The sequence below is a fragment of the Streptomyces sp. NPDC031111 genome, from assembly GCF_055570675.1.
The window spans coordinates 262,082-285,263 of the sequence record NZ_JBVIGS010000010.1; the positions used below are offsets into that span (position 1 = coordinate 262,082).

General features: G+C 71.1%; 15 protein-coding genes. 8 read left to right on the forward strand and 7 right to left on the reverse strand.

From position 1 onward, the window contains the following. Positions 1-12: 12 nt before the first annotated feature. On the forward strand, positions 13-777 hold the full coding sequence (locus tag ACZ470_RS22310) for a sulfite exporter TauE/SafE family protein (RefSeq protein ID WP_468429639.1): 765 nt from the start codon (positions 13-15) through the stop codon (positions 775-777). 6 nt (positions 778-783) lie between these two features. On the opposite strand, the gene ACZ470_RS22315 is transcribed toward ACZ470_RS22310, so the two are convergent. Next, positions 784-1,578, reverse strand: coding sequence for an SDR family NAD(P)-dependent oxidoreductase (locus ACZ470_RS22315; protein ID WP_468429641.1), 795 nt, complete (start codon positions 1,576-1,578; stop codon positions 784-786). A 170-nt stretch (positions 1,579-1,748) separates the two neighbouring features. Between ACZ470_RS22315 and ppk2 the strand changes: the two genes are divergently transcribed. After that, positions 1,749-2,747 carry a polyphosphate kinase 2 gene (gene ppk2 / locus ACZ470_RS22320; protein ID WP_468429643.1) on the forward strand — a complete coding sequence of 333 codons (999 nt, stop codon included), beginning with the start codon at positions 1,749-1,751 and terminating at the stop codon, positions 2,745-2,747. 4 nt (positions 2,748-2,751) lie between these two features. Here the strand turns inward: ppk2 and yicI are convergent, their stop codons facing one another. After that, positions 2,752-5,022, reverse strand: coding sequence for an alpha-xylosidase (gene yicI / locus ACZ470_RS22325; RefSeq protein WP_468429645.1), 2,271 nt, complete (start codon positions 5,020-5,022; stop codon positions 2,752-2,754). Positions 5,023-5,313: 291 nt separating this feature from the next. On the opposite strand from yicI, the gene ACZ470_RS22330 reads away from it, so the two are divergent. Genes ACZ470_RS22330 through ACZ470_RS22345 form a run of 4 tightly spaced genes read left to right on the forward strand, consistent with a single transcriptional unit; the run spans position 5,314 to position 9,807 of the window. Next, a complete protein-coding gene (locus ACZ470_RS22330) occupies positions 5,314-6,573 on the forward strand; it encodes an ABC transporter substrate-binding protein (protein ID WP_468429647.1) in 1,260 nt (419 codons plus the stop codon). Between the two features lie 11 nt (positions 6,574-6,584). Next, positions 6,585-7,538 carry a carbohydrate ABC transporter permease gene (locus ACZ470_RS22335; RefSeq protein ID WP_468429648.1) on the forward strand — a complete coding sequence of 318 codons (954 nt, stop codon included), beginning with the start codon at positions 6,585-6,587 and terminating at the stop codon, positions 7,536-7,538. 5 nt (positions 7,539-7,543) lie between these two features. Further along, positions 7,544-8,371: a carbohydrate ABC transporter permease gene (locus ACZ470_RS22340; RefSeq protein ID WP_468429650.1), complete on the forward strand. Its 828-nt coding sequence runs from the start codon at positions 7,544-7,546 to the stop codon at positions 8,369-8,371. Positions 8,372-8,403: 32 nt separating this feature from the next. After that, positions 8,404-9,807 carry a GH1 family beta-glucosidase gene (locus tag ACZ470_RS22345; RefSeq protein ID WP_468429652.1) on the forward strand — a complete coding sequence of 468 codons (1,404 nt, stop codon included), beginning with the start codon at positions 8,404-8,406 and terminating at the stop codon, positions 9,805-9,807. 6 nt (positions 9,808-9,813) lie between these two features. On the opposite strand, the gene ACZ470_RS22350 is transcribed toward ACZ470_RS22345, so the two are convergent. The 4 genes from ACZ470_RS22350 to ACZ470_RS22365 form a co-directional block, all read right to left on the reverse strand. Next, the gene (locus ACZ470_RS22350) at positions 9,814-11,061 is read right to left on the reverse strand and encodes a PP2C family protein-serine/threonine phosphatase (RefSeq protein WP_468429654.1); all 1,248 of its coding nucleotides are present in this window, start codon (positions 11,059-11,061) and stop codon (positions 9,814-9,816) included. 100 nt (positions 11,062-11,161) lie between these two features. Then, positions 11,162-11,914, reverse strand: a complete 753-nt coding sequence (locus tag ACZ470_RS22355; protein ID WP_468429656.1) for an IclR family transcriptional regulator — start codon at positions 11,912-11,914, stop codon at positions 11,162-11,164. A gap of 80 nt (positions 11,915-11,994) precedes the next feature. After that, positions 11,995-16,302, reverse strand: coding sequence for a GH92 family glycosyl hydrolase (locus ACZ470_RS22360; RefSeq protein ID WP_468429658.1), 4,308 nt, complete (start codon positions 16,300-16,302; stop codon positions 11,995-11,997). Positions 16,303-16,505: 203 nt separating this feature from the next. Beyond that, a complete protein-coding gene (locus ACZ470_RS22365) occupies positions 16,506-17,930 on the reverse strand; it encodes a cellulose binding domain-containing protein (protein WP_468429660.1) in 1,425 nt (474 codons plus the stop codon). Between the two features lie 305 nt (positions 17,931-18,235). Here ACZ470_RS22365 and ACZ470_RS22370 point away from each other — a divergent pair, with 305 nt between their 5' ends. Together ACZ470_RS22370 and ACZ470_RS22375 are read left to right on the forward strand one after the other, a co-directional pair. Continuing rightward, positions 18,236-19,081 carry a GntR family transcriptional regulator gene (locus ACZ470_RS22370; RefSeq protein ID WP_468429733.1) on the forward strand — a complete coding sequence of 282 codons (846 nt, stop codon included), beginning with the start codon at positions 18,236-18,238 and terminating at the stop codon, positions 19,079-19,081. 126 nt (positions 19,082-19,207) lie between these two features. Next, a complete protein-coding gene (locus ACZ470_RS22375; RefSeq protein WP_468429662.1) occupies positions 19,208-20,413 on the forward strand; it encodes a glycoside hydrolase family 64 protein in 1,206 nt (401 codons plus the stop codon). 75 nt (positions 20,414-20,488) lie between these two features. Here ACZ470_RS22375 and ACZ470_RS22380 read toward each other — a convergent pair whose 3' ends face one another. Next, positions 20,489-23,110 carry a SpoIIE family protein phosphatase gene (locus tag ACZ470_RS22380; RefSeq protein WP_468429664.1) on the reverse strand — a complete coding sequence of 874 codons (2,622 nt, stop codon included), beginning with the start codon at positions 23,108-23,110 and terminating at the stop codon, positions 20,489-20,491. Positions 23,111-23,182 lie beyond the last annotated feature (72 nt).

Here is a 23,182-nt window from a genome sequence, read left to right on the forward strand (position 1 = left end):
CGGAGCCACGCGGTGACGCCGCTGGAGATGCTCGGCGTGTTCGCCGCGGGCGCCGGCGCCGGCGCCATCAACGCGGTCGTCGGTTCGGGGACCCTGGTGACCTTCCCCGTGCTGCTCGCCACCGGGCTGTCCCCCGTCACCGCCACGGTCTCCAACGCGCTCGGTCTGATCCCCGGTTCCATCAGCGGCGCCATCGGCTACCGCAGGGAACTCGCCGGTCAGGGACGGCGCGTCCGGAAGCTGGGCGTCGGCGCCGCGCTCGGCGGGCTCTGCGGCGCCACGCTGCTGCTGGCCCTGCCCGCCGAGGCGTTCGAGACCATCGTGCCGACCCTGGTGGGTCTCGCCCTCGTCCTCGTCGCGTTCCAGCCCCTGATCTCCAAGCAGGTGCGGAGCCGCCGGGCCAAGGGCGGCCACTCCACCCGTCGCGACGGCGGATGGCCGCTCTCCGTCGGCCTGACCCTGGCCAGCGTCTACGGCGGCTACTTTTCCGCCGCCCAGGGCATCATCTACATGTCCGTGATGGGGCTGCTCCTCGACGAGCCGCTGCAACGCCTCAACGCCGTCAAGAACGTGCTCGCGGCGATCGTCAACACCGTCGCCGCGGCCTTCTTCCTCTTCGTCGCCGACTTCGACTGGACGGCCGTCGCGCTCATCGCGGCCGGGTCCGCCCTGGGTGGCCAGCTCGGGGCGAGGACCGGCCGCAAGTTCAGCCCCGCGGTGCTCCGCGCCCTCATCGTCACGATCGGCACCCTCGCCCTCGTCCAGCTGATCCGCTGACACCCCTTACGGCAGGATCGAGTCGACGTAGCCGCCGTCGACACGCAGTGCGCCACCGGTCGTGGCGGAGGCCTGGTCCGAGCCGAGGTAGACGACCATGTTGGCGATCTCCTCGGGCTCGATCAGCCGTTGCAGCAGCGACTGCGGCCGGTGCTCACGCATGAAGGCGCGCTGCGCCTCCTCCCACGGCAGCTCGCGGTCCACCAGCTCGTAGACGAAGTCCTCCACGCCGCCGGTGTGGGTGGGCCCGGCGATGACCGAGTTGACCGTGACGCCCGTGCCGGCGGCCTGTTTGGCGAAGCCGCGGCTCACGGCGAGCAGCGCCGTCTTGGACATGCCGTAGTGGATCATCTCGGCGGGAGTGACGATCGCCGAGTCGCTGGCGATGTACTGGATCCGCCCCCAGCCGCGTTCGGTCATGCCCGGCAGGAAGAGCCGGGTCAGCCGCACGGCGGCCAGGACGTTCACCTCGAAGTAGCGCCGCCACTCGTCGTCGGTGATCTCCAGCGGGTCCGCGGCGCCGAAGACGCCGAGATTGTTGACGAGGATGTCCACCCGCGGCAGCGCCCCGGCCACCCGCTCGGCGCCCGCCTCGGTGGTCACGTCCGCGGCCACCGGCACCACGTCGGCGCCGGGCACCTCCCGCTCCAGGGCGGCGGCGCCCTCCCGTACGCGCTCGGTGGAGCGCCCATTGACCGCAACGCGGGCGCCCGCCCGGGCGAGCCCGGCCGCGATCGCCGCGCCGATGCCCTGGGTGGAACCGGTGACCAGTGCGGTGCGGCCCTTCAGATCGATCTGCACGCCGTGCGTCCCCTCTGCCTGGATGCGGAACGGAAGGCACCGTCCGCGTACCGCTCGCACACGCACGCCTCCGCTGGGCTCGATCCTTCCCCGCCTCGGGTCTCGAATCACCGCGAATCGCCCAGGAGGCATACGCTGCTGGTAACGCACTCGTAAGGACGGGAGGCGACGTGACGGCCGAGCATGCGGATCCGTCCGGCGGCCGGCCGGCCGCCGGGGGCGGCGCGACCGGCGACGATCTGCTCCACGGGCTCGAGGTCGACGACCGGCGCCCGGAGCGGCCCGTGCTCCTCGACGCCGACGGCACCCCGATCGAGACCTGGCGCGAGAACCACCCCTACGACCGCAGGATCAAGAGATCCGAGTACGACAGGACGAAGCGCATCCTTCAGATCGAACTGCTGAAGATGCAGCGCTGGGTGAAGGACACCGGCCAGCGGATCGTGGTCGTCTGCGAGGGGCGGGACGCGGCCGGCAAGGGCGGCACCATCCAGCGGTTCATGGAACGCCTCAACCCGCGTGGCGCGCGTGTGGTCGCCCTGGAGAAGCCGACCGAGCGCGAGGCGGGGCAGTGGTACTTCCAGCGCTACGTGGCCCATCTGCCGTCGCGCGGCGAGATCGTCTTCTTCGACCGTTCCTGGTACAACCGCGCGGGCGTCGAGCGGGTCATGGGTTTCTGCACGGAGTCCGAGTACCGCCAGTTCCTCGAACAGACGCCGATGTTCGAGCGGCTCCTCACCGACGACGGCATCATGCTGGTGAAGTTCTGGTTCTCCGTGTCCCGGGCCGAGCAGCGGACCCGGTTCGCCATCCGCCAGGTCGACCCGGTGCGGCGCTGGAAGCTGTCGCCGATGGACCTCGCCTCGCTCGACCTCTGGGACGACTACACCACGGCCAAGATCGAGATGTTCCGGGCGACGGACACGGCCCACGCGCCGTGGACGGTGGTGAAGAACAACGACAAGCGCCGGGGCCGGCTGGAGGCCATGCGCAGTCTCCTCGACCGCTGCGACTACCCCGCGAAGGACCACGGTGCCCTGGGCAAGCCGGACCCGCTGATCGTCGGCTCGGCGGACACCCTGCTGGAGGCCGGTGAGGAACCCGTGGTCCTCTCACCGACCCCCCTCGCGGGGCCCGGTCACGGCCCGGGCAGTCACCCGAGCCCGTGACCCGTCACCCCAGCGGCAGGGTCACCTCGCCCGTGCCCCTGGCCTCCGCCCCGCCGGGCACGCGCACGGTGAACGGCCGGTCGGTGCCGGACGCCGTGACCCGCAGGACGTCCCCGTCCCGCCGGACCCGGAACGTGGCGGCCGGCAGCCCGGCCGCGTCCGGCACGGTCACCTCGGCCGCGTAGTCGCGGGCGGCCGACGGGTGCGCCAGCAGCACGGGAGCGTCCAGCCAGTCGCCGTCGGGCCGGGAGTCGTCGCCGGACAGCGGCAGCACGGCGCCCTCCCGGACGTACAGCGGCAGGCTGTCGTAGCCGTGCCGTTCGGTGCGCCAGCACGGGCCGGTGACCCGCTCGCCGCTCAGCAGATGCGTCCAGGTGCCCTCCGGCAGATACACCTCGACCTCGCCGCCCTCGTCGAAGACCGGCGCGACCAGCAGATCCCCGCCGAGCATGTACTGGCGGTCGAGCGGACGGCACGCCGGGTCGTGCGGGAACTCCAGCACCATCGGGCGCATCACCGGCACGCCCGTGCGGTGGGCCTCGGCGGCGACGCCGTACAGATACGGCATGAGGCGGTGCTTGAGCAGCGTGAACCGCCGGGCCACGTCGACCGCCTCGTCGCCGAACTCCCACGGCACCCGGTACGACGTGGAGCCGTGCAGCCGGCTGTGCGAGGACAGCAGGCCGAACGCGAGCCAGCGCTTGAAGACCTCGGGGACGGGCGTGCCCTCGAAGCCGCCGATGTCGTGGCTCCAGAAGCCGAACCCGCTCAGCGACAGCGACAGACCGCCCCGGAGCGACTCGGCCATCGCCTCGAACGACGACCAGCAGTCGCCGCCCCAGTGCACCGGGTACTGCTGGCCGCCCGCGGTCGCGGACCGGGCGAAGACCACGGCCTCGCCCTGTCCGCGCTCCTTCTCCAGGAGCTCGAACACCGTCCGGTTGTACAGGTGCGTGTAGTAGTTGTGCATGCGCTCCGGGTCGGAGCCGTCGTGCCAGACGACATCGGTGGGGATGCGCTCGCCGAAGTCCGTCTTGAAGCAGTCAACCCCCTGGTCGAGCAGCGCCTTCAGCTTCGACTGGAACCAGGCGCGGGCGTCCGGACTGGTGAAGTCGACCAGCCCCATGCCGGCCTGCCACAGGTCCCACTGCCAGACGTCGCCGTTCGGCCGGCGCACCAGGTGGCCGAGGGCGGCGGCCTCGTCGAAGAGCGGGGACTTCTGCGCGATGTACGGGTTGATCCAGAGGCTGATCCGCAGGCCCTTCTCCTTGAGCCGGGCCAGCATGCCCTCGGGGTCGGGGAAGACGTCCGGGTCCCACTGGAAGTCGCACCACTGGTACTCGCGCATCCAGAAGCAGTCGAAGTGGAACACGGACAGCGGGATGCCGCGCTCGGCCATGCCCTCGACGAAGGACGTGACCGTCCCCTCGTCGTAGGAGGTGGTGAAGGAGGTGCTGAGCCACAGGCCGAAGGACCAGGCCGGGGGCAGGGCGGGGCGCCCGGTGAGGGCGGTGTAGCGGCCGAGGACCTCCTTCGGGGTGGGCCCCGCGATGACGTAGTACTCCAGCGACTGGTCCTCGACGCTGAACTGGACCTGCCCGACGGACTCGGAGCCGACCTCGAAGGAGACCGCGCCGGGGTGGTTGACGAAGACGCCGTAGCCGCGCGAGGAGAGGTAGAACGGCACGTTCTTGTAGGCCTGCTCGCTGCTCGTGCCGCCGTCGGCCTGCCAGACGTCGACGGTCTGGCCGTTCTTGACGAACGGTGTGAAGCGCTCGCCCAGGCCGTAGATCTGCTCGCCGACGCCGAGCGACAGCCGGCTCAGCACATGGTGGGCCCCCTCGTCGGTGGTGGCGAAGGCGGTGCTCTTGGCGCCCGCGGCGGTCAGCTCGCGTCCGTCCGCGTCGAGGAAGCCGAGACCGAAGGGTCCTGCCCCGTCCAGCCGGACGGTGAGGGGACCGCTGGTCAGCTCGGTGACGGTGCCGTCCCGGCGTACCGTCCCCGCGCCGTCCGCGTCGCCGGTGAGCGCGAAGTCGGGGCCCGGCCGGTACTTGCCCGCGTGGTGGGTGACCCGGACGCCGATCACGCCCTCCGCGGGGGAGAAGCACTCGACCGTGATCAGTGGCGCGTTGAGGGTGTCGCCCCTGCGGGTCACTTTCTTCACGGCGGCGTAGCCGGTGAAGCGCTTCGATTCCGGGCGCACATCACGCACTTCCGTGGCGTACGAGATCTGGACACCGTCGCGGATGCGCCAGAAACCGTCGGTGAATTTCATGATCTTCCTCGGAGGGGGAGGGCGGCAGAGACGCGGAGGGGAGCCTCTGACCAGGAACTATGACAGGAGACACGCGAACTGTCACGCCCTGGTGCGAGCAGATCTTATCGCTGGGGGTCTAGCGCGACCCGCTTCCGCTGGCGTATTAGTAATCAGGCAAAACAAATTACACCCGGTGCAGCGCCAGGCAACACCTCGGCAGGAGCCGCCACAAGTCGAAGCGCTTCACCAGCCTCCCGAAAGTCACCGGACCGGCGCAGGCCGGTCCGGTCCCACGCAAGGGCACCCACCGTGACAGCACATCCTCCGGTTGCCGCACACCACCCGCGCGGACGCTCGCGCAGAGCCGTCACATCGCTCGCCGCCGTCTCCGTCCTCGTCTCCGGAGCGGCGCTGACCGGCTGCGCGGAGCAGCGCGACAGCGACGTCTACACCGTGATGAACTCCTCGACCGACGAGACCTACCACCGCTGGGACGCCGAGGCGATGGCCCGCTGCGGCGAGCAGCTGGGTGTCACCATCGAGCAGCAGAGCGTCCCCGCCGCGCAGGTGATGACGAAGGCGCTGCGCATGGCCTCGTCGAAGTCGCTGCCGGACATCGTGCAGTTCGACGCCTCCGAGATGCCGACCTTCGCCGAGGCCGGCGGGCTCGTCGACCTGCGCACCCTGGGTCTGCGCACCGAGGACGTCCCCGAGGGCATCGTCGACTTCGGCTCCTACGAGGGCACCTACTACGGCGCCGCACGCTCGGTGAACACGCTGGCGCTCTTCTACAACAAGGACATCCTCGACAAGGCGGGCGTGCGGGTGCCCACGACCTGGGACGAGCTGAGGGAGACGGCCAGGAGGCTCACCCAGGGCAAGCGGTACGGACTCGCCCTCAGCGCGGGCGGCGCCGAGGACGGCGTCTTCCAGTTCACGCCGTTCATGTGGTCCAACGGCGGCGACGAGACGGATCTCGGCAGCCCCGAGGTCGTCGAGGCGCTCGACTACTGGAAGGCGCTCCTCCAGGACGGGTCGCTGTCGAAGTCCACGGTCAACTGGACACAGGCCGATGTGAACGACCAGTTCATGGCGGGCAACGCGGCCATGATGATCAACGGCCCCTGGCAGGTCGAGACCCTCAACACCAAGAAGGACCTGCACTGGGAGATCGCGCGGATCCCCGTCCCCGAGGCCGGCGCCGACTCGGTGGGACCGCTCGGTGGCGCGGTGCTCACCGTGCCCAACACCGGTGACACCGAGCGCGAGAGGATGGCCGGCCGGATCGTCGGCTGCCTGGCGAGCGAGAAGGAACAGCTCACCTACGCCCTGAACAGCTGGATGGTCCCGGCCAACGAGAAGGCCGCCGCCGAGTGGCGCGAGCAGGTGCCCGAGCTGGACGCGCTGGCCGACCAGGTCGCCGCCGCCCGGTCCCGCACCGCCCAGCTGGGCGCCGGCTGGTCCGGCGTCTCGCTCGCCCTCCAGAGCGCCTTCCAGTCCGCCCTGACCGGCCAGTCCAGCGAGGCCGCCCTGAAGCGCGCCCAGCAGCGGGCCACGAGCGGGAACTGAGGTACGCGCCCATGACCACGTCCACCGTCACCGCTCCCGCGTCCGCGAAGAACTCCCGCGAGGCCGCCGCGCCGGACCCCGCCCGGCAGCGCCGACGCCGCAGGCTCACCCAGTGGGGCTTCGTCGCCCCCGCCGTCGTCTTCATGCTGCTGTTCTTCGGCTACCCGCTCGTCCGCAACATCGTGATGAGCTTCCAGCACTACACGCCGAAGACGTTCTTCACCGGCGAGGCCCCGTTCAACGGCACCGACAACTGGTCGTCCGTCTTCCAGGACGTCCTCTTCGGCAAGGCGCTGTGGCACACCCTCGTCTTCACCGCCGGCTCCCTGCTCGGCCAGTTCTGCATCGGGCTCGCGCTCGCAGTCTTCTTCAACCGCCGGTTCCCCCTGAACGGCGTCCTGCGGTCGCTGATCCTGCTGCCCTGGCTGGTGCCCATGGTGGTGTCCGGCATCGTGTGGCGCCGCATCCTCGACCAGGACACCGGCGTACTGAACACCTTCCTGGACACCCTGGGCCTCGGCGGCGACACCCCCTGGCTGACCAGCCCCGACATGGCGCTGCTCTCGGTGATCCTGGTCAACATCTGGATCGGCATCCCGTTCAACATGGTCATCCTGTACGGCGGCCTCCAGGAGATCCCGAAGGAGCTGTACGAGGCGGCCTCCCTGGACGGCGCCTCGGCCTGGCGGACCTTCCGCTCCGTCACCCTGCCGCTGCTCAAGCCGGTGATCACGGTCGTCCTGGTGCTCGGCTTCATGTCGACGGTCAAGATCCTCGACCTGATCCTCGCCCTCACCGACGGCGGACCCGCCGACGCCACCCAGACCCTGGGCACGCTCACCTACCAGAACTCCTTCGTGGAACTGGACTTCGGCGCCGGCGCGGTCGTCGGCAACGTACTCATCCTCATCTCCGCGGTGTTCGCGGTGTTCTACCTGCGGGCCAACCGCACCGAGGGGAAGTGACCGACATGGCCGCTCACACTCCCACCGCCTCGCGGCGCCGCTGGGGCTCCACCGTCGCCGGTGTGCTCGTCCTGGGCGTGATGCTCTTCCCGCTGTACTGGATGCTCAACACGGCACTCCAGCCCGAATCCGGCCTGCTCCAGGTCGACCCGGTGCCGGGCGGCCTGGACCTCTCCGGGTTCTCCAAGGCCCTCACCGACCAGGGCGGTCACCTGCTGACCTCGCTGCTGGTCTCCTTCGGCGCCGTCGCCATCTGCCTGGCCATCTCCGCCCCGGCGGCCTACGGCCTGGCCCGGTTCGGCCTGCGCGGCTCGCGCACCATCGTGTTCGGCACCCTGATCACCCAGATGGTGCCGGGCATCGTCATCGCCAACGCCCTCTACAACTCGTACGTCGACCTGGGCCTGGTGAACTCCTACTTCGGCCTGATGCTCGCGGACGCCTCGCTCGGCATCCCCTTCTCGATCGTCCTCATGCGCTCCTTCATGGTGTCCATCCCGGGCGAGGTCATCGAGGCCGCCGAGATCGACGGCGCCGGGCCGGTACGGGTCTTCCTGCGGGTGGTGCTCCCGATGAGCCGCAACTCGCTGATCACCTCCGGCCTGTTCGCGTTCCTGTTCTCGTGGAGCGACTTCATGTTCGCGCTCACCCTGAACACCACCGACGACGTCAAGCCGATCACGCTGGGCATCTACCAGTACATCGGCGCCCACGTCGGCGACTGGGGCTCCGTGATGGCCGCGTCCGTGCTCTCCGCCGTCCCGGCCGCGATCCTGCTCGTCCTGGCCCAGAAGTACATCGCCGCCGGCATCACCGGGGGCTCCGTCAAGTGATCACCGCACGTACCGAGATGGACTCGAACAGCATGAGCGACTTCCCCGGCTTCCCGCCCGGCTTCGTCTTCGGCGCCGCGACCGCCTCGTACCAGATCGAGGGCGCCGCGTACGAGGACGGCCGCGGCCCCTCGATCTGGGACACCTACAGCCACACCCCGGGCCTCGTCGCGAACGGCGACACCGGTGACGTCGCCTGCGACCACTACCACCGCTACCCCGAGGACGTGGCCCTGCTCAAGGACCTCGGCGTCGGCTCGTACCGCTTCTCCATCGCCTGGCCGCGGGTCGTGCCCGACGGCACCGGACCGGTGAACCCCAAGGGCCTGGACTTCTACTCCCGGCTGGTCGACGAACTCCTCGCCGCCGGCATCGAACCCGCCGCCACCCTGTACCACTGGGACCTCCCACAGGCCCTGGAGACTCCGTCCAACAGCGGCTCCGCCGCGGGGGGCGGCTGGCGGGTGCGCGAGACCGCCGAGCGGTTCGCCGAGTACACGGCCGTCGTCGCCGAGCGCCTGGGCGACCGGGTGCCGCGCTGGATCACCCTCAACGAGCCGTGGTGCAGCGCCTTCCTCGGCTACTCCGTCGGCCGCCACGCGCCGGGCGCACGCGAGGGCCGGGGCGCCCTGGCCGCCGCGCACCACCTGCTCGTCGGCCACGGGCTGGCCGTCCGGGCGCTGCGGGCTGCCGGTGTCGGGGAAGTGGGCATCACCCTCAACCTCGACCACCATCTGCCCGCCACCGACTCCGCCGCCGACCGGGAAGCCGTCGTACGCGCCGACACCCTGCACAACCTGGTGTGGACGGAGCCGCTCCTCGCCGGGCGCTACCCGGACACCGAGGAGGAGACCTGGGGCGAGCTGATCACCGCGCAGGACTTCCGGCACGACGGGGACCTGGAGCTGATCTCCCAGCCGCTGGACTTCCTCGGCGTCAACTACTACCGCCCGATCGTCGTCGCCGACGCCCCGTACCGCGAGAGCGACCCCGCGCTGCGGGTGGCGACGGACAACCGTTACAGCGAGACGGCGATGCCCGGTGTCCGGCACACCGCGATGGGCTGGCCGGTGGCCCCGGACACCTTCACCGACCTCCTGGTGGATCTCAAGGAGCAGTACGGCGACGCCCTGCCGCCGATCCACATCACCGAGAACGGCTCCGCCGAGGACGACGAGGTGAGCCCGGACGGCGCGGTGCACGACACCGGCCGCGTCGCCTATCTGCGGGACCACCTCACCGCGCTGCGGGCGGCCGTCGACGCCGGCGTGGACGTGCGCGGCTACTACGTGTGGTCCTTGCTGGACAACTTCGAGTGGGCCTTCGGCTACGACAAGCGGTTCGGCATCGTCCGGGTCGACTACGACACCCAGGAACGCACCCCGAAGGACAGCTACCACTGGTACCGGCGCATGATCGCCGGTCAGCGGCACTGACACCCCCTAGGCGGCGCCTTCGCGATGGCCGGAGGTGCCGCCGGCGTCCTGTTCCGGCGGTACCGCCAGCGGCCGGACGACAGAGGTGCCGGTGAGCGTGAGGCCGTCGGTGTCCTCCGCGCCGGCGGTGGGCTTGCGCAGCAGGAGCAGGGCGGCGTCGTCGTGCAGCCGGCCGCCCACATGGGTGAGCAGTTCCTGGTGCAGCGCGGAGAGCGTGCGGGCCGGCTCGTCGCACAGGTGCCGGGCCAGGCCCTCCGCCAGCGGATAGAACTCACGGCCGGCGTCGCGGGCCTCGGTGACACCGTCGGTGTAGAGCAGCAACTGGTCCCCCTCGGTGAAGGACACCACCTGGAGACCGGGCGACTCGCCCGACAGCGCGCGAAGCCCCAGGGGCGGCGCCGGGCGGTCGGGGTCCAGCACCTCGACCCGGTCGCCGCGGATCAGCAGCGGGGGCGCGTGTCCGCAGTTCACCGTCTCCAGCCGTCCCGGCTCGGGGTATCCGGCCACCACGGCCGTGACGAAGTCGTCGCACCCGAGGTTGCGGGCCAGGCTCCGTTCGATCCGGGAGACGACGTCCAGCAGATCCGGCTCGTCGTAGGCGGCCTCCCGGAAGACACCGAGGACGAGAGCGGCCGTCCCCACGGCCGGCAGCCCCTTGCCGCGCACATCGCCGACGATCATCCTGACGCCGTACGGAGTGGGGATGAGGGCGTAGAGGTCCCCGCCGATCCGGGCCTCCGCCGCGGCGGCGCTGTAATGGACCGCCACCTGGAACGGGCCGACGGTCTCCGGGACGGGCTTGAGCAGCGCGTGCTGCGCGGTCTCCGCGACGGAGCGGACGGCGGCGAGCACCCGCTCCCGGCGGGCGCGCAGGGCGCTGGCGAGCGCGCCGGCCAGGGCGACGGTCACCAGCGCGGCGAGTACGACGGCCAGCTCCGAGGGCGCCATGCCGTGACGGACGCCGATGCCCGCGCCGAGCAGGGTGGCCAGGAGACCGACCCCGAGGACGCCGACCGGCCGGCTGGTGGACGCCGCCAGCGCCGGTCCGGCGGCGAGCAGCGGCAGCCAGACCCTGCCCGTTCCGCCGACGAGGTCGACGAACACGACGAGACAGACGATCAGTACGGAGAGGGCGGGAGTGCCGGCGGCCCAGTGTCCGACGGCCCGTGCCCGGGGTGACGATGTGTGGCGGACCCCCCGCTTGTACTGCTGTATCGGCCAGTGGTCGCGTCCATGCTCACGGGCGTGACTCATCGTGTCGTCCGCTGTCCTCACCTTGGCGCGGCGTGCGCATCCGAAATGTCTGACTTAAATAGGAAAGGTGATCGTTGCGCGCGTCACAAGGGTGCGGTTTTCAGATAGTGAACGAGAGTCCTCGGGTCACCCGTCCGGCGGTCGGGAGGAGGTGTTCGCGCACCTCGTCGAGCCGGTGCGCCCGGTCCTTGGGCATGGACACGCCGAGGGATCCCAGGGTGTTCCCGCTGTAGACGGGCACCGCGACACAGACGGTGCCCAGGGAGTACTCCTCGAGATCGGTGACGGCCGGAGCCAGGGCGTTGGTCTCGAGCCGGCGGATCAGCTCCTCGGGCGTGGTGATCGTCCGGGGGGTGAGGTCGTTGAGGGGATGCCGGGAGAGGTAGTCCTTCCGGGCCTCGTCGTCGAGCTCCCGGAGCACCGACTTGCCCAGCGCGGTGGCGTGCCCGGCGTCCTCGAACCCCACCCAGAGCTCGGCCCTGGGGGACCGGGGACTGTCGACGATCTCGGCGACGCGGATCTCGCCGTCCTCGTAGAAGGTGAGATAGGCGGCGCTGGACAGCTCGTCCCGCAGCGCGGCGAGCGCCGGCCGGACCCGGCTGAGCAGCGCCTGGCCGCCGCTCGCGGTGTGCAGGGTCCGGAACCGGTCGCCCAGGACGAATCCGCCGTCGTCCAGCTTGCGCAGGTATCCCTCGTGCACCAGCGTGCGCAGCAGATGGTAGGCCGTGCCCAGCGGCAGCCCCGTCTCCCGTGCCAGCTGCTTCGCCGGCGCGCCGTTCTGATGGGCGCTCGCCGCCTCCAGCAGCCGGAAGGCACGCTGCACGGAGGAGATGAGCGTCGGGCCCGCACCCATGTGACCAGCCTGCGCCGACCGCCCGCCGCAGGCAAGAGGAGCCCCGTCCCGGCGGGACGGGGCTCCTGACCGGACGACCGTCAGTCGTCGCCGTCCGGGGCGGGCGGCACGGGCACGCCGTCCTCGGTCACGTACTTGGTGCCGTCGTCGTACTTGGTGATGGTGAACGAGTCCAGTACCTCGCCGACCTCCTTGTCCGTGGTGGAGCGGTCGTCCCACTTGGCGGCGACGACGGCCTCGTAGCGGATCGTGTCGTCGGTGACCCTGATCCCCTGGAACGTCGAGGTGTGCCCGGCGCGGACCACCTGCGTGGCTCCGTTGCGGGTCCACACGTTGTCGTCCTCGGGGGCGAGCTCGTAGTACTTCGGCCCCGAGACGGCGACCGTGTACACGGGGCCGGTGGTCATACCGGGCGTGGAGGTGGCGTCCGCGTCCACATGTCCCCGGGCGTACACATGGTCGTGCCCCATCAGCACCAGATCGATGTCGGCGCGCTGGAACACCGGGAGCCAGGCGTCACGCACGGCCTTCTCGTCGCGTCCCTCGGCACCCGAGAACACCGGCTGGTGGAACACCGCCACCGCCCACTTGTTGGGGTTCTCGGCGAGGATCCGGTCCAGCCAGCGGCCCTGAAGATCGAGCCAGAGCCGCTCCGGGTCGGGGCAGTTCTCGCTGCACTCCGGGAGATCGTCCGGTGTCATCAGCGAGCGGGCGTCACCCGTACTGGCGTTGAGGGAGATGAACCGCACCCCCTGGTAGTCGGTGTAGTACGCCGTCTCGGCGAGCGCCTTCGCCATGTGCGCCTCGTACGCCGCGCGCTGCCGCTCGGCAGGGGTGTCCCCGGCGGCCGGAGAGGCGCTCGGCCCGTTGCCCGGGTACTCGAACGTCGACTTCCACTTCTTGAGGAAGGTGTCCCCCGCGTACTCGTGGTTGCCGGGCGCGGCGATGACATTGGTGGTCTGGCTGAAGCCGTCCATCGCCCCGAACCAGTCGCGCCACTCGCTGTCGTTGCCCGAGGTGTTGACCAGATCGCCCGCGTTGACGCTGCCGACGGCGTCGGGATAGCGGGCGTAGGCCTGCTTTACTACCGGTGCCCACTTCGCCGACAGGTCGTTCTGCGCGTCGCCGAAGTAGAGGAACGTGAAGTCCTCCCCGGCGGGCCGGGCGGTGGTGAACCGGTACACGGGGCTGAACCGGTCGCCGTTGCCCACCCGGTACTCGTACTCGGTGCCGGGGGAGAGGCGGTCGACGACCGCGGAGTGCGTACGCGTCGGCTCGCCGTCCGCGGTCAGCTCCTCGTTGGCGCGGGCCGCCACGGTCCGCCACTCCTCCGTGCCGGCCGCACGGACCCGCACCTCGCCGGAGGTGAGCGCGGCGGCCGTGCGCCAGGTGACGGCCTGGGAGGACTCCGGCTTCTCGGTCGGCGTCAGGACGATCCGTTCCGGAGCCGCACCGGGAACCTCCAGCTCGGGGTTGTCGGTGAGCGCCACGTCGAAGACGTGCATGACACCGCGGTCGGTGCCCTGCGGCAGGACGACGGCGGCGACCCGCTTCGCCGGGTCCAGCAGCTGGGGACGGGTGGCGAACACCTTGGTCTGCACGGTGTCCGTGCCGCCCGCGGCCCGGTTGCGGCCCGTCGTGGTCACCAGCGGCTCGTTGCCGAACTGGTAATTGGTGCCGGGCGTCCAGTCGGTGAACCGCACCGGCACGGACTGGGTGGAGCCGTCGCTGTACTCGACCACCGCGGTGCCCTGTGCGGGCCCGTTGGTGGCCAGGCCCAGGAAGGAGATCCCGGTGGCCGGCGTCCCGTCCAGGGGAATCCGCTGACCGTGCGGGATCCAGTTGTCGGGCTCCCCGGGCCCGCTGTCCGGCCAGGTGAACTCGATACCAGTGTCGCCCAGAGCGAGCTTCGCGCCCGGCGCCGCCCCGGCCGCCGCCAGCCGCTCCCGGGACAGGGAGTTGTCACTGAGGTCGAGCGAGCCGAGGTTCCCCCGGCCGTCGGGGGTGGTGCCGATGTTGTTCCGCGCGTCCGTGCCGTCGGTGTGGGACGGGGGGACGTCGCCCGCGTGCGTGCCCCAGGTGCCGGGTGTCTCCGACATCCGGAAGTCGATCCGGCCGCCCTCGCGGGTGAGGCTCGCGGGCAGCCAGGAACGGGTGGTGGCCCGCCCGTTCACCTTCAGCGCGCTCACATACGGGGCCTCGTCGGCACGCGGCGCGTCGAGGACGATCCGCCGCCGGCTGTCCGCGCTGTCCACCACGACCCGGTCGAACATCGGGCCGCTGACCACCAGGTCGGCGGTGCCGGGCACGGCCGGGAACAGCCCGATGCTCGCCCACACGTACCAGCTGCTCAGCGAACCGAGGTCGTCGTTGCCGGGCAGCCCCGAGGGCGTGGTGTCGTACATCTCGTCCACGGCACGGCGCAGCACGTCCGCCGTACGGTGCGGCTGACGGAGCCAGTTGTAGACGAACGGCATGGTGAAGCTGGGCTGGTTGCTCAGATACGCGCCCGACGTGTTGTACACGCCGGCGTCGAGCTCACGGGTGTGGTCGTCGAGGGCCTTCGTGGTGGCCTCGGCACCGCCCCGCTTCTCGATCAGGGCGCCCACGTTGTGCGGCACCATCCAGCCGTACTGGTAGCCGGTGGCCTGTTCGAACTGGTTGCCCCGCTCACCCAGGTTGAAGCCGCGGTCGAAGCCCGCGCGGTCGCGGGGGCGGATGTGGTCACTGGCGTCGTCGAACACGTTCTGCCAGTTCTGCGCCCGGACCATGTACCGGTCGTAGGTCTCCTTGTCGCCGAGACGTCGCGCCAGTTGGGCGATGCCGAAGTCGTCGACGGCGTACTCGAGCGTCTTGGACGTCGCCGAGTCGCCCTTGCGGTTCTCGATGAATCCGACGGTCGCGTACTGGTATGCGTGCCGCCGCAGGGTCGAGTCGGCGGGCAGGTCCTGCGTCGACCTCATCGACTCCAGCGCGGCTCGCCGGTCGTAGTCCGTGCTGCCGAACGCGTCGATCGAGGCGACCACCGACTGGAGCGAGTCGCCGCTCATCTTCTGCTGCGCCTGGTTGAGGTGCGGCCAGTTGGGCCAGCTGCCGGTCTGGCGCACCATGTCGGTGATCGACTGGTTGATGTCGCTGCCGACCTCCGGGAACAGCAGCGCGATCAGCTGGGCCTGGCTGCGGTAGGTGTCCCAGCCCGCGTAGGTGACGTAGTGGTGACGGCCCTTGGCGACCCGGTGGACCTCTCCGTCGTAGCCCCGGTACTCGCCGCTCACGTCGTCGAAGACGTTCGGGTGGAGCAGCGAGTGGTAGAGCGCGGTGTAGAACTTCACGCGCTCGTCACGGGTGCCGCCGTCCGTGTCGACGGTGCCGAGCGCGTCCCGCCAGACCCGTGCGGCCTGCGCGCGGACCCGGTCGAATCCCCGTCCGCGCGTCTCGGTGGTGGCGTTGCGGGCCGCGCCCGTGACGCTCACATAGCTCAGGCCGGTCTTCGCGGTGACCTTCGCGCCCCGGTCGAAGACGAGGTAGGCGCCCGCCCCGTGCCGGGTGTCACCGCCGGTGGCGGAGTCCGCTCCCGGTCGTACGTCGGAGCCCTGCCAGGTGCCGTGGGCCTTGACGGGCCGGTCGAACGTGGTCGAGAAGTACGCCCGGTAGCGTCCGCCCTCGTCGCACACCGAGGCCGTCTCCACCCAGCCGCTGACGGTGTTGCCGTCGACCTCCACCTCGCTGCCGAAGACCCGGTTGTTGGAGCCGGCCACGTCGAACAGCAGCGTCGAACCGCCCTCGGAGGGGAAGTCGAAGCGGCTCACCGCCGTGCGCGTGGTGGCGGTCAGTTCCGTTCCGACGCCGTTGGCCAGGTCCACGGAGTAGTAGCCGGGGTCGGCCTTCTCGTCGGCGTGGTCGAAGCCGACGTAGTAGTCGGTGATCCTCTCGGCGGGGCTGGACGGCAGGGCGCCGTCGGCGAGTTCGCCGGTGAACGGCAGCACGGGGAAGTCGAAGCCGCTGTACCGGCCTTCGCAGCCGGTCCCGGAGAGCCGGGTCATACCGAAACCGCGGATCCTGTCGGCGGTGTACTCGTAGCCGCCCTTCTGGTCCCCGTCGGAGGAGCGGTACGTGGTGGGGGAGGACTGCACCATGCCGAACGGCACCGTGGCGCCCGGCCAGGTGTTGCCGTACGCGCTGTTGCCCTTGTTCTGGGAGGTGTCCAGCCGGGTGCCGATGAACGGGTCGACGGCGTCGAACGCGGCGATGTCGCGGCCCTTGGCGGCGGCCGCACCGGTAGCGGGGGTCAGCCCCGCGACGAGCGTGCCGAGGATGAGCGCGGCGGCGAGGAGTCTGCGCCGGCCGGGCGGGGGTGTCGGCGGAGGGGGTTCGGTGGCGTTCCGCATGGTGTGCGTTTCCCTGCTTCCCATGAGTGTGACAACGTTGTCCAAAAGCGGCCCTCCCGGGCCGCGTCCTACAGTTCAACCCTTCGGGCTCGACGGCGGAAGCCCTTGGGAAAGATCACATGAACTCAGGGGGAAGCCCGTCACCGCAACGCGGCCGGGGCACCCGCGTCGGGGCGCCCCGGCCGTGACTCGGACTCAGACCGTCATGGCGCGGGCACCTCGTCCACGAACGAGGTGCCCGCGGCACGGTAGGCGTCGATCTTCGCGGTCACCTGGGCCGGGGTGAGCACCTGGTCCTTGACGTGCAGCACGTAGTCGACCTGCTGGTCGTAGGCGCGGGGCGTGGTCGACGTCTGCCCGTCGAGGTCGATCAGCCACTGGTTGAAGTTGATCGACATGGGGCGCTCCGGCAGATACGCCGCGTCGTGGGTGCCGAAGTGCTGCCCGTCGACGTAGTAGGTGATGGCGCTGTTGTCGATGGTCACGACGAGGTCGTGCCACCCGGCGAAGCTCCGCCGGCTCTCGCTGTGCTGGTTGACGGCCTGCCAGGGATCGGGGTTGTAGGTCTCCCACGAGGTCGTGTACAGGATGTTGGACGGCTCGCCCCAGCCCCCGTTCGGCAGGTACTCGAAGTCGTACTCGGCGTAGTCGTCGGCCATCGGGGCCTTGAGGTCGTTGATGGTGAAGAAGGTCTGGACGACGCGGTCGCCGTCGGGACCGTACTTGGGGGCGTCGGAGAACCTGACGCGGGCGGCGTAGGTGCCGTTCCTGAACTTCATGCTCCTGGTGAGGACTTCGGTGTGCGTGGTGGAGGCGCCGGTGCCGGCGGTCGAGGTCTCCAGGTTCATCACCGAGTTGCCGCCCGAGGCGCTGAAGGTGACCTTGGACGGGTCCCAGGTCGCGCCGGGCACGCCGGGGCCACCGGAGTTGGAGCGCACGCTCCAGCCGTGTGCGGAGATCTCCGGGTCGGTGTGCGAGCCGTAGTCGAAGTCGTCGAACAGCGCCTGACCACTGCCGGGCGGGTCGGTCGGGTCCGGGGGATCGGTGGGCTCGTTGCCCTCGGGGGCCGTGCCCCACACCGTGGCACCGGCGAGCTGGGCGGTGACCCTGTTCCAGTCGGCGTACGAGGTCCCGGTGCCGTCGAAGGAGTAGTCGTCGCTCTGCCTGAGCGTCTGCCAGTCGGTCCGGTGGAAGCGCAGCTGCATGTCCCCGGTGTCGGCGCCGGGTGCCAGTGATCCGGCGGACGGGGTGAACCCGATCTCCAGATAGCGGTCGGCCGTCGCGGTCGGGCGGGCGAGCGTGCCGAACGTGCCCGTGATGGCGGAACAGCCCTTCACCGCCCAGGAGCAGGCGAAGCGGTACGTGGCGCCCGGGGTGTCGGCCTTGAAGTAGTAGCGGATCCTCACCTGGCTCAACTGGACGGTCGAGGAACCGGTGTTGCGGACCTTGAACCAGGGTTCGCTCTGGTCGGCGGTGGCTCCGCCCGAGCCGGTGCGGTACTGCACGGTGACGGCGCCGTCCGCGGCGGCGGCGGTCGTGGCGGGAAGGCCGGCCAGGGCGGCGCTGCCGAGCAGAGCGGTCAGCGCGAGCGCCGCGCGGGCGCGGCGGCCGGTGGGACGAGTACTCATCCGTGGTCCTCTCGGGTGTGGGGGTGGCGCACGGTGGATCGTCTGTGCGGCGTGCGTGGGGGCTGGCCGGCGCACACCGGGGGCTCGCGGTGGCGACTTGTGTTGACCAGTTGCCGCCGAGGCTTTACCAGTTGATGTCGAGAGAAGGTGGCATAGACCAATGTGTGCGTCAACCCTCCTCGTCGGGCCCGGTTCTGACGTCGTACGGGGGACTCGCCCGACCGGGCTGACCAGTTATGGTCGGAGGCATACCAGTGGCCGACATCTGCGTCGTCCGCCCGCCCGACGACGAACGGGAGTCCGGCATGGAGATCGATCCCGCCGCCTCAGGCGCCGTGCTCAAACGGGAACGGGTCCGCGACGCGATCCTCGAACTCATCGAGGCCCGGCGCCCCGGTGACGCCATCCCCTCCGAACGCAGCCTGTGCGCCCGACTCGGTGTCTCGCGGCCCACGTTGCGTGCCGCGGTGGACGAACTCGTCGTCGCGGGGCTGCTGGTGCGCGAGCACGGCCGGGGCATGTTCGTGGCCGCCGAGAAGATCACCCAGGAGCTGGCCCCGGAGCGGAACGCCTTCGCCCTGCCCCGGGCCGGCGGTGAGTGGACCAGCAGGGTCCTGGAGTTCCGCACCCTGCCGGCGGGGGCCCGGGTGGGCCGCAGGCTGCGCATGTCGCCCGCGGCGCGGATCCGTTACGTCGCCCGCCTCCGTCTGGTCGACGGTTCGCCCATGGCCATCGAGCATCTGCACATCCCGGCCGGTCTGGTACCGGACCTGACCGGGGCGGAACTCGAACGGGGCGATCTCTACGAGCACTTCCGTGACCGGCACGGGGTCCAGGTCGGCGAGGCGGTGCAGTCCATCGAGCCCACCGTGGTGACCCGCGCGGAGGCGGACCTGCTCGACGTGCCCGAGCTGTCGCCGGCCCTGTTGTTCGAGCGCCTCACCACCGACACCGGCGACCGCCCGGTCGAGTACGTCCGCTCCCTCTACCGGGGCGACCGCTACCGCATCGTCTCCCGGCTCACGCTCGGTCCGGACCCGGTGCGGCCGAAGCGACCGGAGGGGCACCACCCCGGCTTCCCGCCGGGGGACCTGACCTCCCGCGCGCCCGTCACCTTCTCGACCCGGGGCGTGGTCCAGGACGGCGGCTGACCGCCGTCCCGTTGCGCGCGCCGTACCGGAATCGCGGACTCCCAACCGTTGACAGGTCCATACCAGAGCGGGACTCTGAGAGCGCTCTCAGAACGATTCCCGGCCACAGTTGAACGGAGAAGGAGCATGCTGCGCACACTCAAACGCCGGGCCGTGGCGGTGGGGTCGAGCATCGCCGCGATGCTCGGTGGCTTACTGCTCGCCACCGGAGCCCCGTCCCCCGCCCACGCCGCCGTCCCCGACACCATCCCCCTGAAGATCACCAACAACTCGGGCCGCGGCGAGCAGCTGTACGTCTACAACCTCGGCACCCAGCTGTCGACCGGAAGACAGGGCTGGGCCGACGCGAGCGGCACGTTCCACCCCTGGCCCGCGGGCGGCAACCCGCCCACGCCCGCCCCCGACGCCTCGATCGCGGGCCCGGCGGTGGGACAGTCCACGACCATCCGCATCCCGAAGTTCTCCGGCCGCGTCTACTTCTCCTACGGCCAGAAACTCGTGTTCAAGCTGACCACCGGCGGTTTGGTGCAGCCCGCCGTGCAGAACCCGACGGACCCCAACCGCAACATCCTGTTCAACTGGTCCGAGTACACGCTCAACGACTCGGGCCTGTGGCTCAACAGCACCCAGGTCGACATGTTCTCCGCGCCCTACTCGGTCGGCGTGCAGCGCGCCGACGGCAGCACGGCGAGCACCGGCAAGCTGCGGCCCGGCGGCTACAACGCGGTGCTCAACACCCTCAGGGGACAGTCCGGAGGCTGGGGCAACCTGATCCAGACCCGCTCCGACGGCACCGTGCTGCGCGCACTGTCCCCGCTGTACGGACTGGAGACGGGCGCCCTGCCGGCGTCGGTCATGGACGACTACATCAACCGGGTCTGGCAGAAGTACTCCGGCTCCACCCTCACGGTCACGCCCTTCGCCGACCAGCCCGGCGTCAAGTACTACGGCCGGGTCTCGGGTGACGTCATGAACTTCACCAACGGCTCGGGCGCCGTCGTCACCAGCTTCCAGAAGCCGGACGCCTCCTCCGTCTTCGGCTGCCACAGGAGGCTCGACGCCCCGAACGACCAGGTGCGCGGGCCCATTTCGCGCACCCTCTGCGCGGGATTCAACCGCTCCACGCTCCTCACCAACCCCAATCAGCCCGACTCCGGCTCCGCCGGCTTCTACCGGGACGCCGTGACCAACCACTACGCCCGCGCCATCCACGCGCAGATGGCCGACGGAAAGGCGTACGCCTTCGCCTTCGACGACGTGGGCCACCACGAGTCACTCGTCCACGACGGCAACCCGAGCCAGGCCCTGATCACCCTCGACCCCCTCAACTGACCTTTCCCGTACGGCCGACACCGTGCCGGTGGCGGCGCGCACGCCCGGCGCCGCCCCCGGTCCTCCGGACGGCGGTCAGGGCGGCGGCACGGGACGCACGGCCAGGACGGCGATGTCGTCGGTGCTGTCGGCGCCCAGCCCGATCAGCAACTCGTCGCACAGGACGTCGAGGGGCTCCCGGGCCAGCGCCGACGCATGCCGGCGGAGCCGCTCCATGGCGTCGTCCAGATGCTCCTCGCGGCGTTCGATGAGACCGTCGGTGTAGAGCAGCACCGTCGAGTGCGCCGGAACCGCGTTCTGGCCCTGGGGCCGGGGCACATCGGGATCCACCCCGAGCAGCAGCCCCGAGCCGTCCTCCAGGAAGCGGGTGCGGCCGTCCGCGTGGATGAGCAGCGGCGGCAGATGGCCCGCGGAGGAGTGCAGCAGCTCCCAGGGACCGTCCTCGGCGCCCTTGATCAGGCCGTAGATGCAGGTGGCGGTGGCCTCGCGGTACAGGCTGTGGTTCGCCATGTCCAGGCGGCGCAGCACGGTCCCGGGCGGCTCCTGACGGTCCACGGCGATGCCGCGCAGCATGCTGCGCAGCTGGCTCATGGCGATGGCCGCGTCCAGGTTGTGCCCGGTGACGTCACCGATGACCAGCGCGATGTCCCCGTCGGGCAGGACGAAGCTGTCGTACCAGTCGCCGCCGACCTGGGCGGTGGTGGAGGAGGCCGCGTAGCGGGCGGCGAGCCGCAGACTCCCGGCCTCGGGCAGCCTGGGCAGCAGCGAACGCTGGAGGCGTTCGGCGATGTTGCGCGTCTCCTGGTAGAGACGGAGGTTGTCCACCCCCAGGGCGAGATTGCGCACCAGGTCGTCGACCAGCGGCAGGTCATCCTCGGCGAACGGCGTGTCCGGTTCGCGGCGGGCCAGGGTGAGGGCGCCGATGATCTGCCTGCGGGCCCGCAGCGGGGCCACGACCGCGCTGTTCCCGCCCATGGTCCGGAACAGCCCCACGTAGTGGGCGTCGAAGGGGCTCGCGACCTGGTTCGGTGCCGGGGCCTCGGTGAGCAGCAGCGGGCCGGCCCCGCGCAGCGCGCGGGCCAGCGGACCCCGGGCGGCGTCGGACACCGGAGGGAGCCGGCCCTGGTACTCCTCGGGCCAGGGATCGCGGGACGAGCGGTAGACGATCGTGACCCGCTCCAGCTGGGCGTCCTCCGTGAACAGGTCCACCACGCACCACTCGGCCAGCCGCTCGGTGAGGATCCGGCCCACCTGCTCCAGGCCCTCCTCCAGGTGCGGCGCGTTGCTCAGCGCGGCCGCGGTGTCGGCCAGCAGGGTGAGCCGCTCCAGCGCGGACCGCCCCGACTCCCGGCCGGTGTCCGCGGCGGCCGGCGGCTGCCGGTCCGGCACCCGCTGTGCCACGGACGGCCGGGCCCGGCCGGGCGGGTGCGCGGAGGGGGCGGGAACGGCGGCCCGCGGGGCGAGCTGGGCGACGAAGACGGTCCGGCCGTCGGCCGTCTCCTGCGGCTGGATGAACAGCCGCACCGGTACCAGCCGGCCGTCGTGGTGCAGCGCGGGCAGCGGCACCGAGCGGCCCATGATCCGGGGCTCCCCGCTGAGCAGCAGGGACGTGAACGCCGCGATGTGACGGCGGCGCAGGTGCTCCGGGATGAGTGTGGTGAGCGGCCGTCCGACGAGGTCGTCCGCGCGCCAGCCGAGCATCTCCGCCGCCGGTCCGTTCGCCGCGATGATCCGGTTCCGCTCGTCGGCGGCGATCGTCGGCACCCAGCTGGCCTGTACCTGCCCGGCGTCCCAGGCCACCAGTTCCGAGGGGTTGCTGCCCGGGTCCCCGGGCACCACCGTCCAGGCCGTGGGGTGGTCCCCGGCCAGCTGGCCGACGATCTCGTCGCACAGCCACGCGTGGAAGAGGCGCTGCCGGGGCAGTGCCGGGAGCGTCAGCAGCCGTTCCTCGCGGGCCTCCTCCTCGGCCACGTCGAGAACCGCGCGCAGGGTCCGGGCCGCCGGCCCGGCGTCCGGCGGCACCGCCAGGCGCAGTGACCGGAGTCCCTGCTCGTCGGGGTGGTGCCGCATCGCGGCCGTCATGGACGCGGTGATCAGCTGGCTGATGTCCTGCGCCACGCCGACGTCCTCCGCGGTCACCCCGACGTCCTGTCCGGCGGCCACGGCCAGCGTGATCTCGCGCAGCAGGTTGTGCCGGTGCTGCTGGGCCGCCGTGTACAGCGCCGTGGGCACGTCGAGCAGCGTCACCGTCGCACCCGCGTCGGCGGGCTCCTCGGCGGGCTCCCAGTCGTCCGGGTGCCGGGGCGGCCCCTCGGGCCCCAGCTCGAACCACACCGTCTTGCCCTCGTCACCCGTCTCGACGCCCCGCCGGGACGCCAGCCGTGCGACCAGGGGCAGACCCTGCCCCGTACCGGTGTAGGGCGGGTGGCCGTGCGGCACGAGTCCGCGCTCCGGGCGGCGGTCACCGACCCGCACGTGGACGGTGCCGTCGTCGACGCGGGCGGCCACCTCGACATCGGTGCGGGCGTGCAGCACCACGTTGGTGACCAGTTCGCTGACCAGCAGCTGGGCGGTGTCCATCAGGTCCGGTGGGACATCGCCGAGGCAGGCCCGCACGAACTGCCGGGCCTCCGCCACACTCTCCGGCGCCTGGGGGAACCGACGCGACGGTGTCCCGCGGGCAGTGAAATCGCCCATGTCCTCAGTCTGCCTCACCGGCCCCGGCCGTCCCGGCGACACGGTCCACCCGGGCGGGTCGTCCCACCGGGC

Coding starts and splice junctions, on each gene's coding strand:
- ACZ470_RS22380 (WP_468429664.1), bottom strand. CDS start 23,110: ATGGGCGATTTCACTGCCCGCGGGACACCGTCGCGTCGGTTCCCCCAG.
- yicI (WP_468429645.1), bottom strand. CDS start 5,022: ATGAAATTCACCGACGGTTTCTGGCGCATCCGCGACGGTGTCCAGATC.
- ACZ470_RS22340 (WP_468429650.1), top strand. CDS start 7,544: ATGGCCGCTCACACTCCCACCGCCTCGCGGCGCCGCTGGGGCTCCACC.
- ACZ470_RS22365 (WP_468429660.1), bottom strand. CDS start 17,930: ATGAGTACTCGTCCCACCGGCCGCCGCGCCCGCGCGGCGCTCGCGCTG.
- ACZ470_RS22370 (WP_468429733.1), top strand. CDS start 18,236: ATGGAGATCGATCCCGCCGCCTCAGGCGCCGTGCTCAAACGGGAACGG.
- ACZ470_RS22375 (WP_468429662.1), top strand. CDS start 19,208: ATGCTGCGCACACTCAAACGCCGGGCCGTGGCGGTGGGGTCGAGCATC.
- ACZ470_RS22360 (WP_468429658.1), bottom strand. CDS start 16,302: ATGCGGAACGCCACCGAACCCCCTCCGCCGACACCCCCGCCCGGCCGG.
- ACZ470_RS22355 (WP_468429656.1), bottom strand. CDS start 11,914: ATGGGTGCGGGCCCGACGCTCATCTCCTCCGTGCAGCGTGCCTTCCGG.
- ACZ470_RS22345 (WP_468429652.1), top strand. CDS start 8,404: ATGAGCGACTTCCCCGGCTTCCCGCCCGGCTTCGTCTTCGGCGCCGCG.
- ACZ470_RS22335 (WP_468429648.1), top strand. CDS start 6,585: ATGACCACGTCCACCGTCACCGCTCCCGCGTCCGCGAAGAACTCCCGC.
- ACZ470_RS22350 (WP_468429654.1), bottom strand. CDS start 11,061: ATGAGTCACGCCCGTGAGCATGGACGCGACCACTGGCCGATACAGCAG.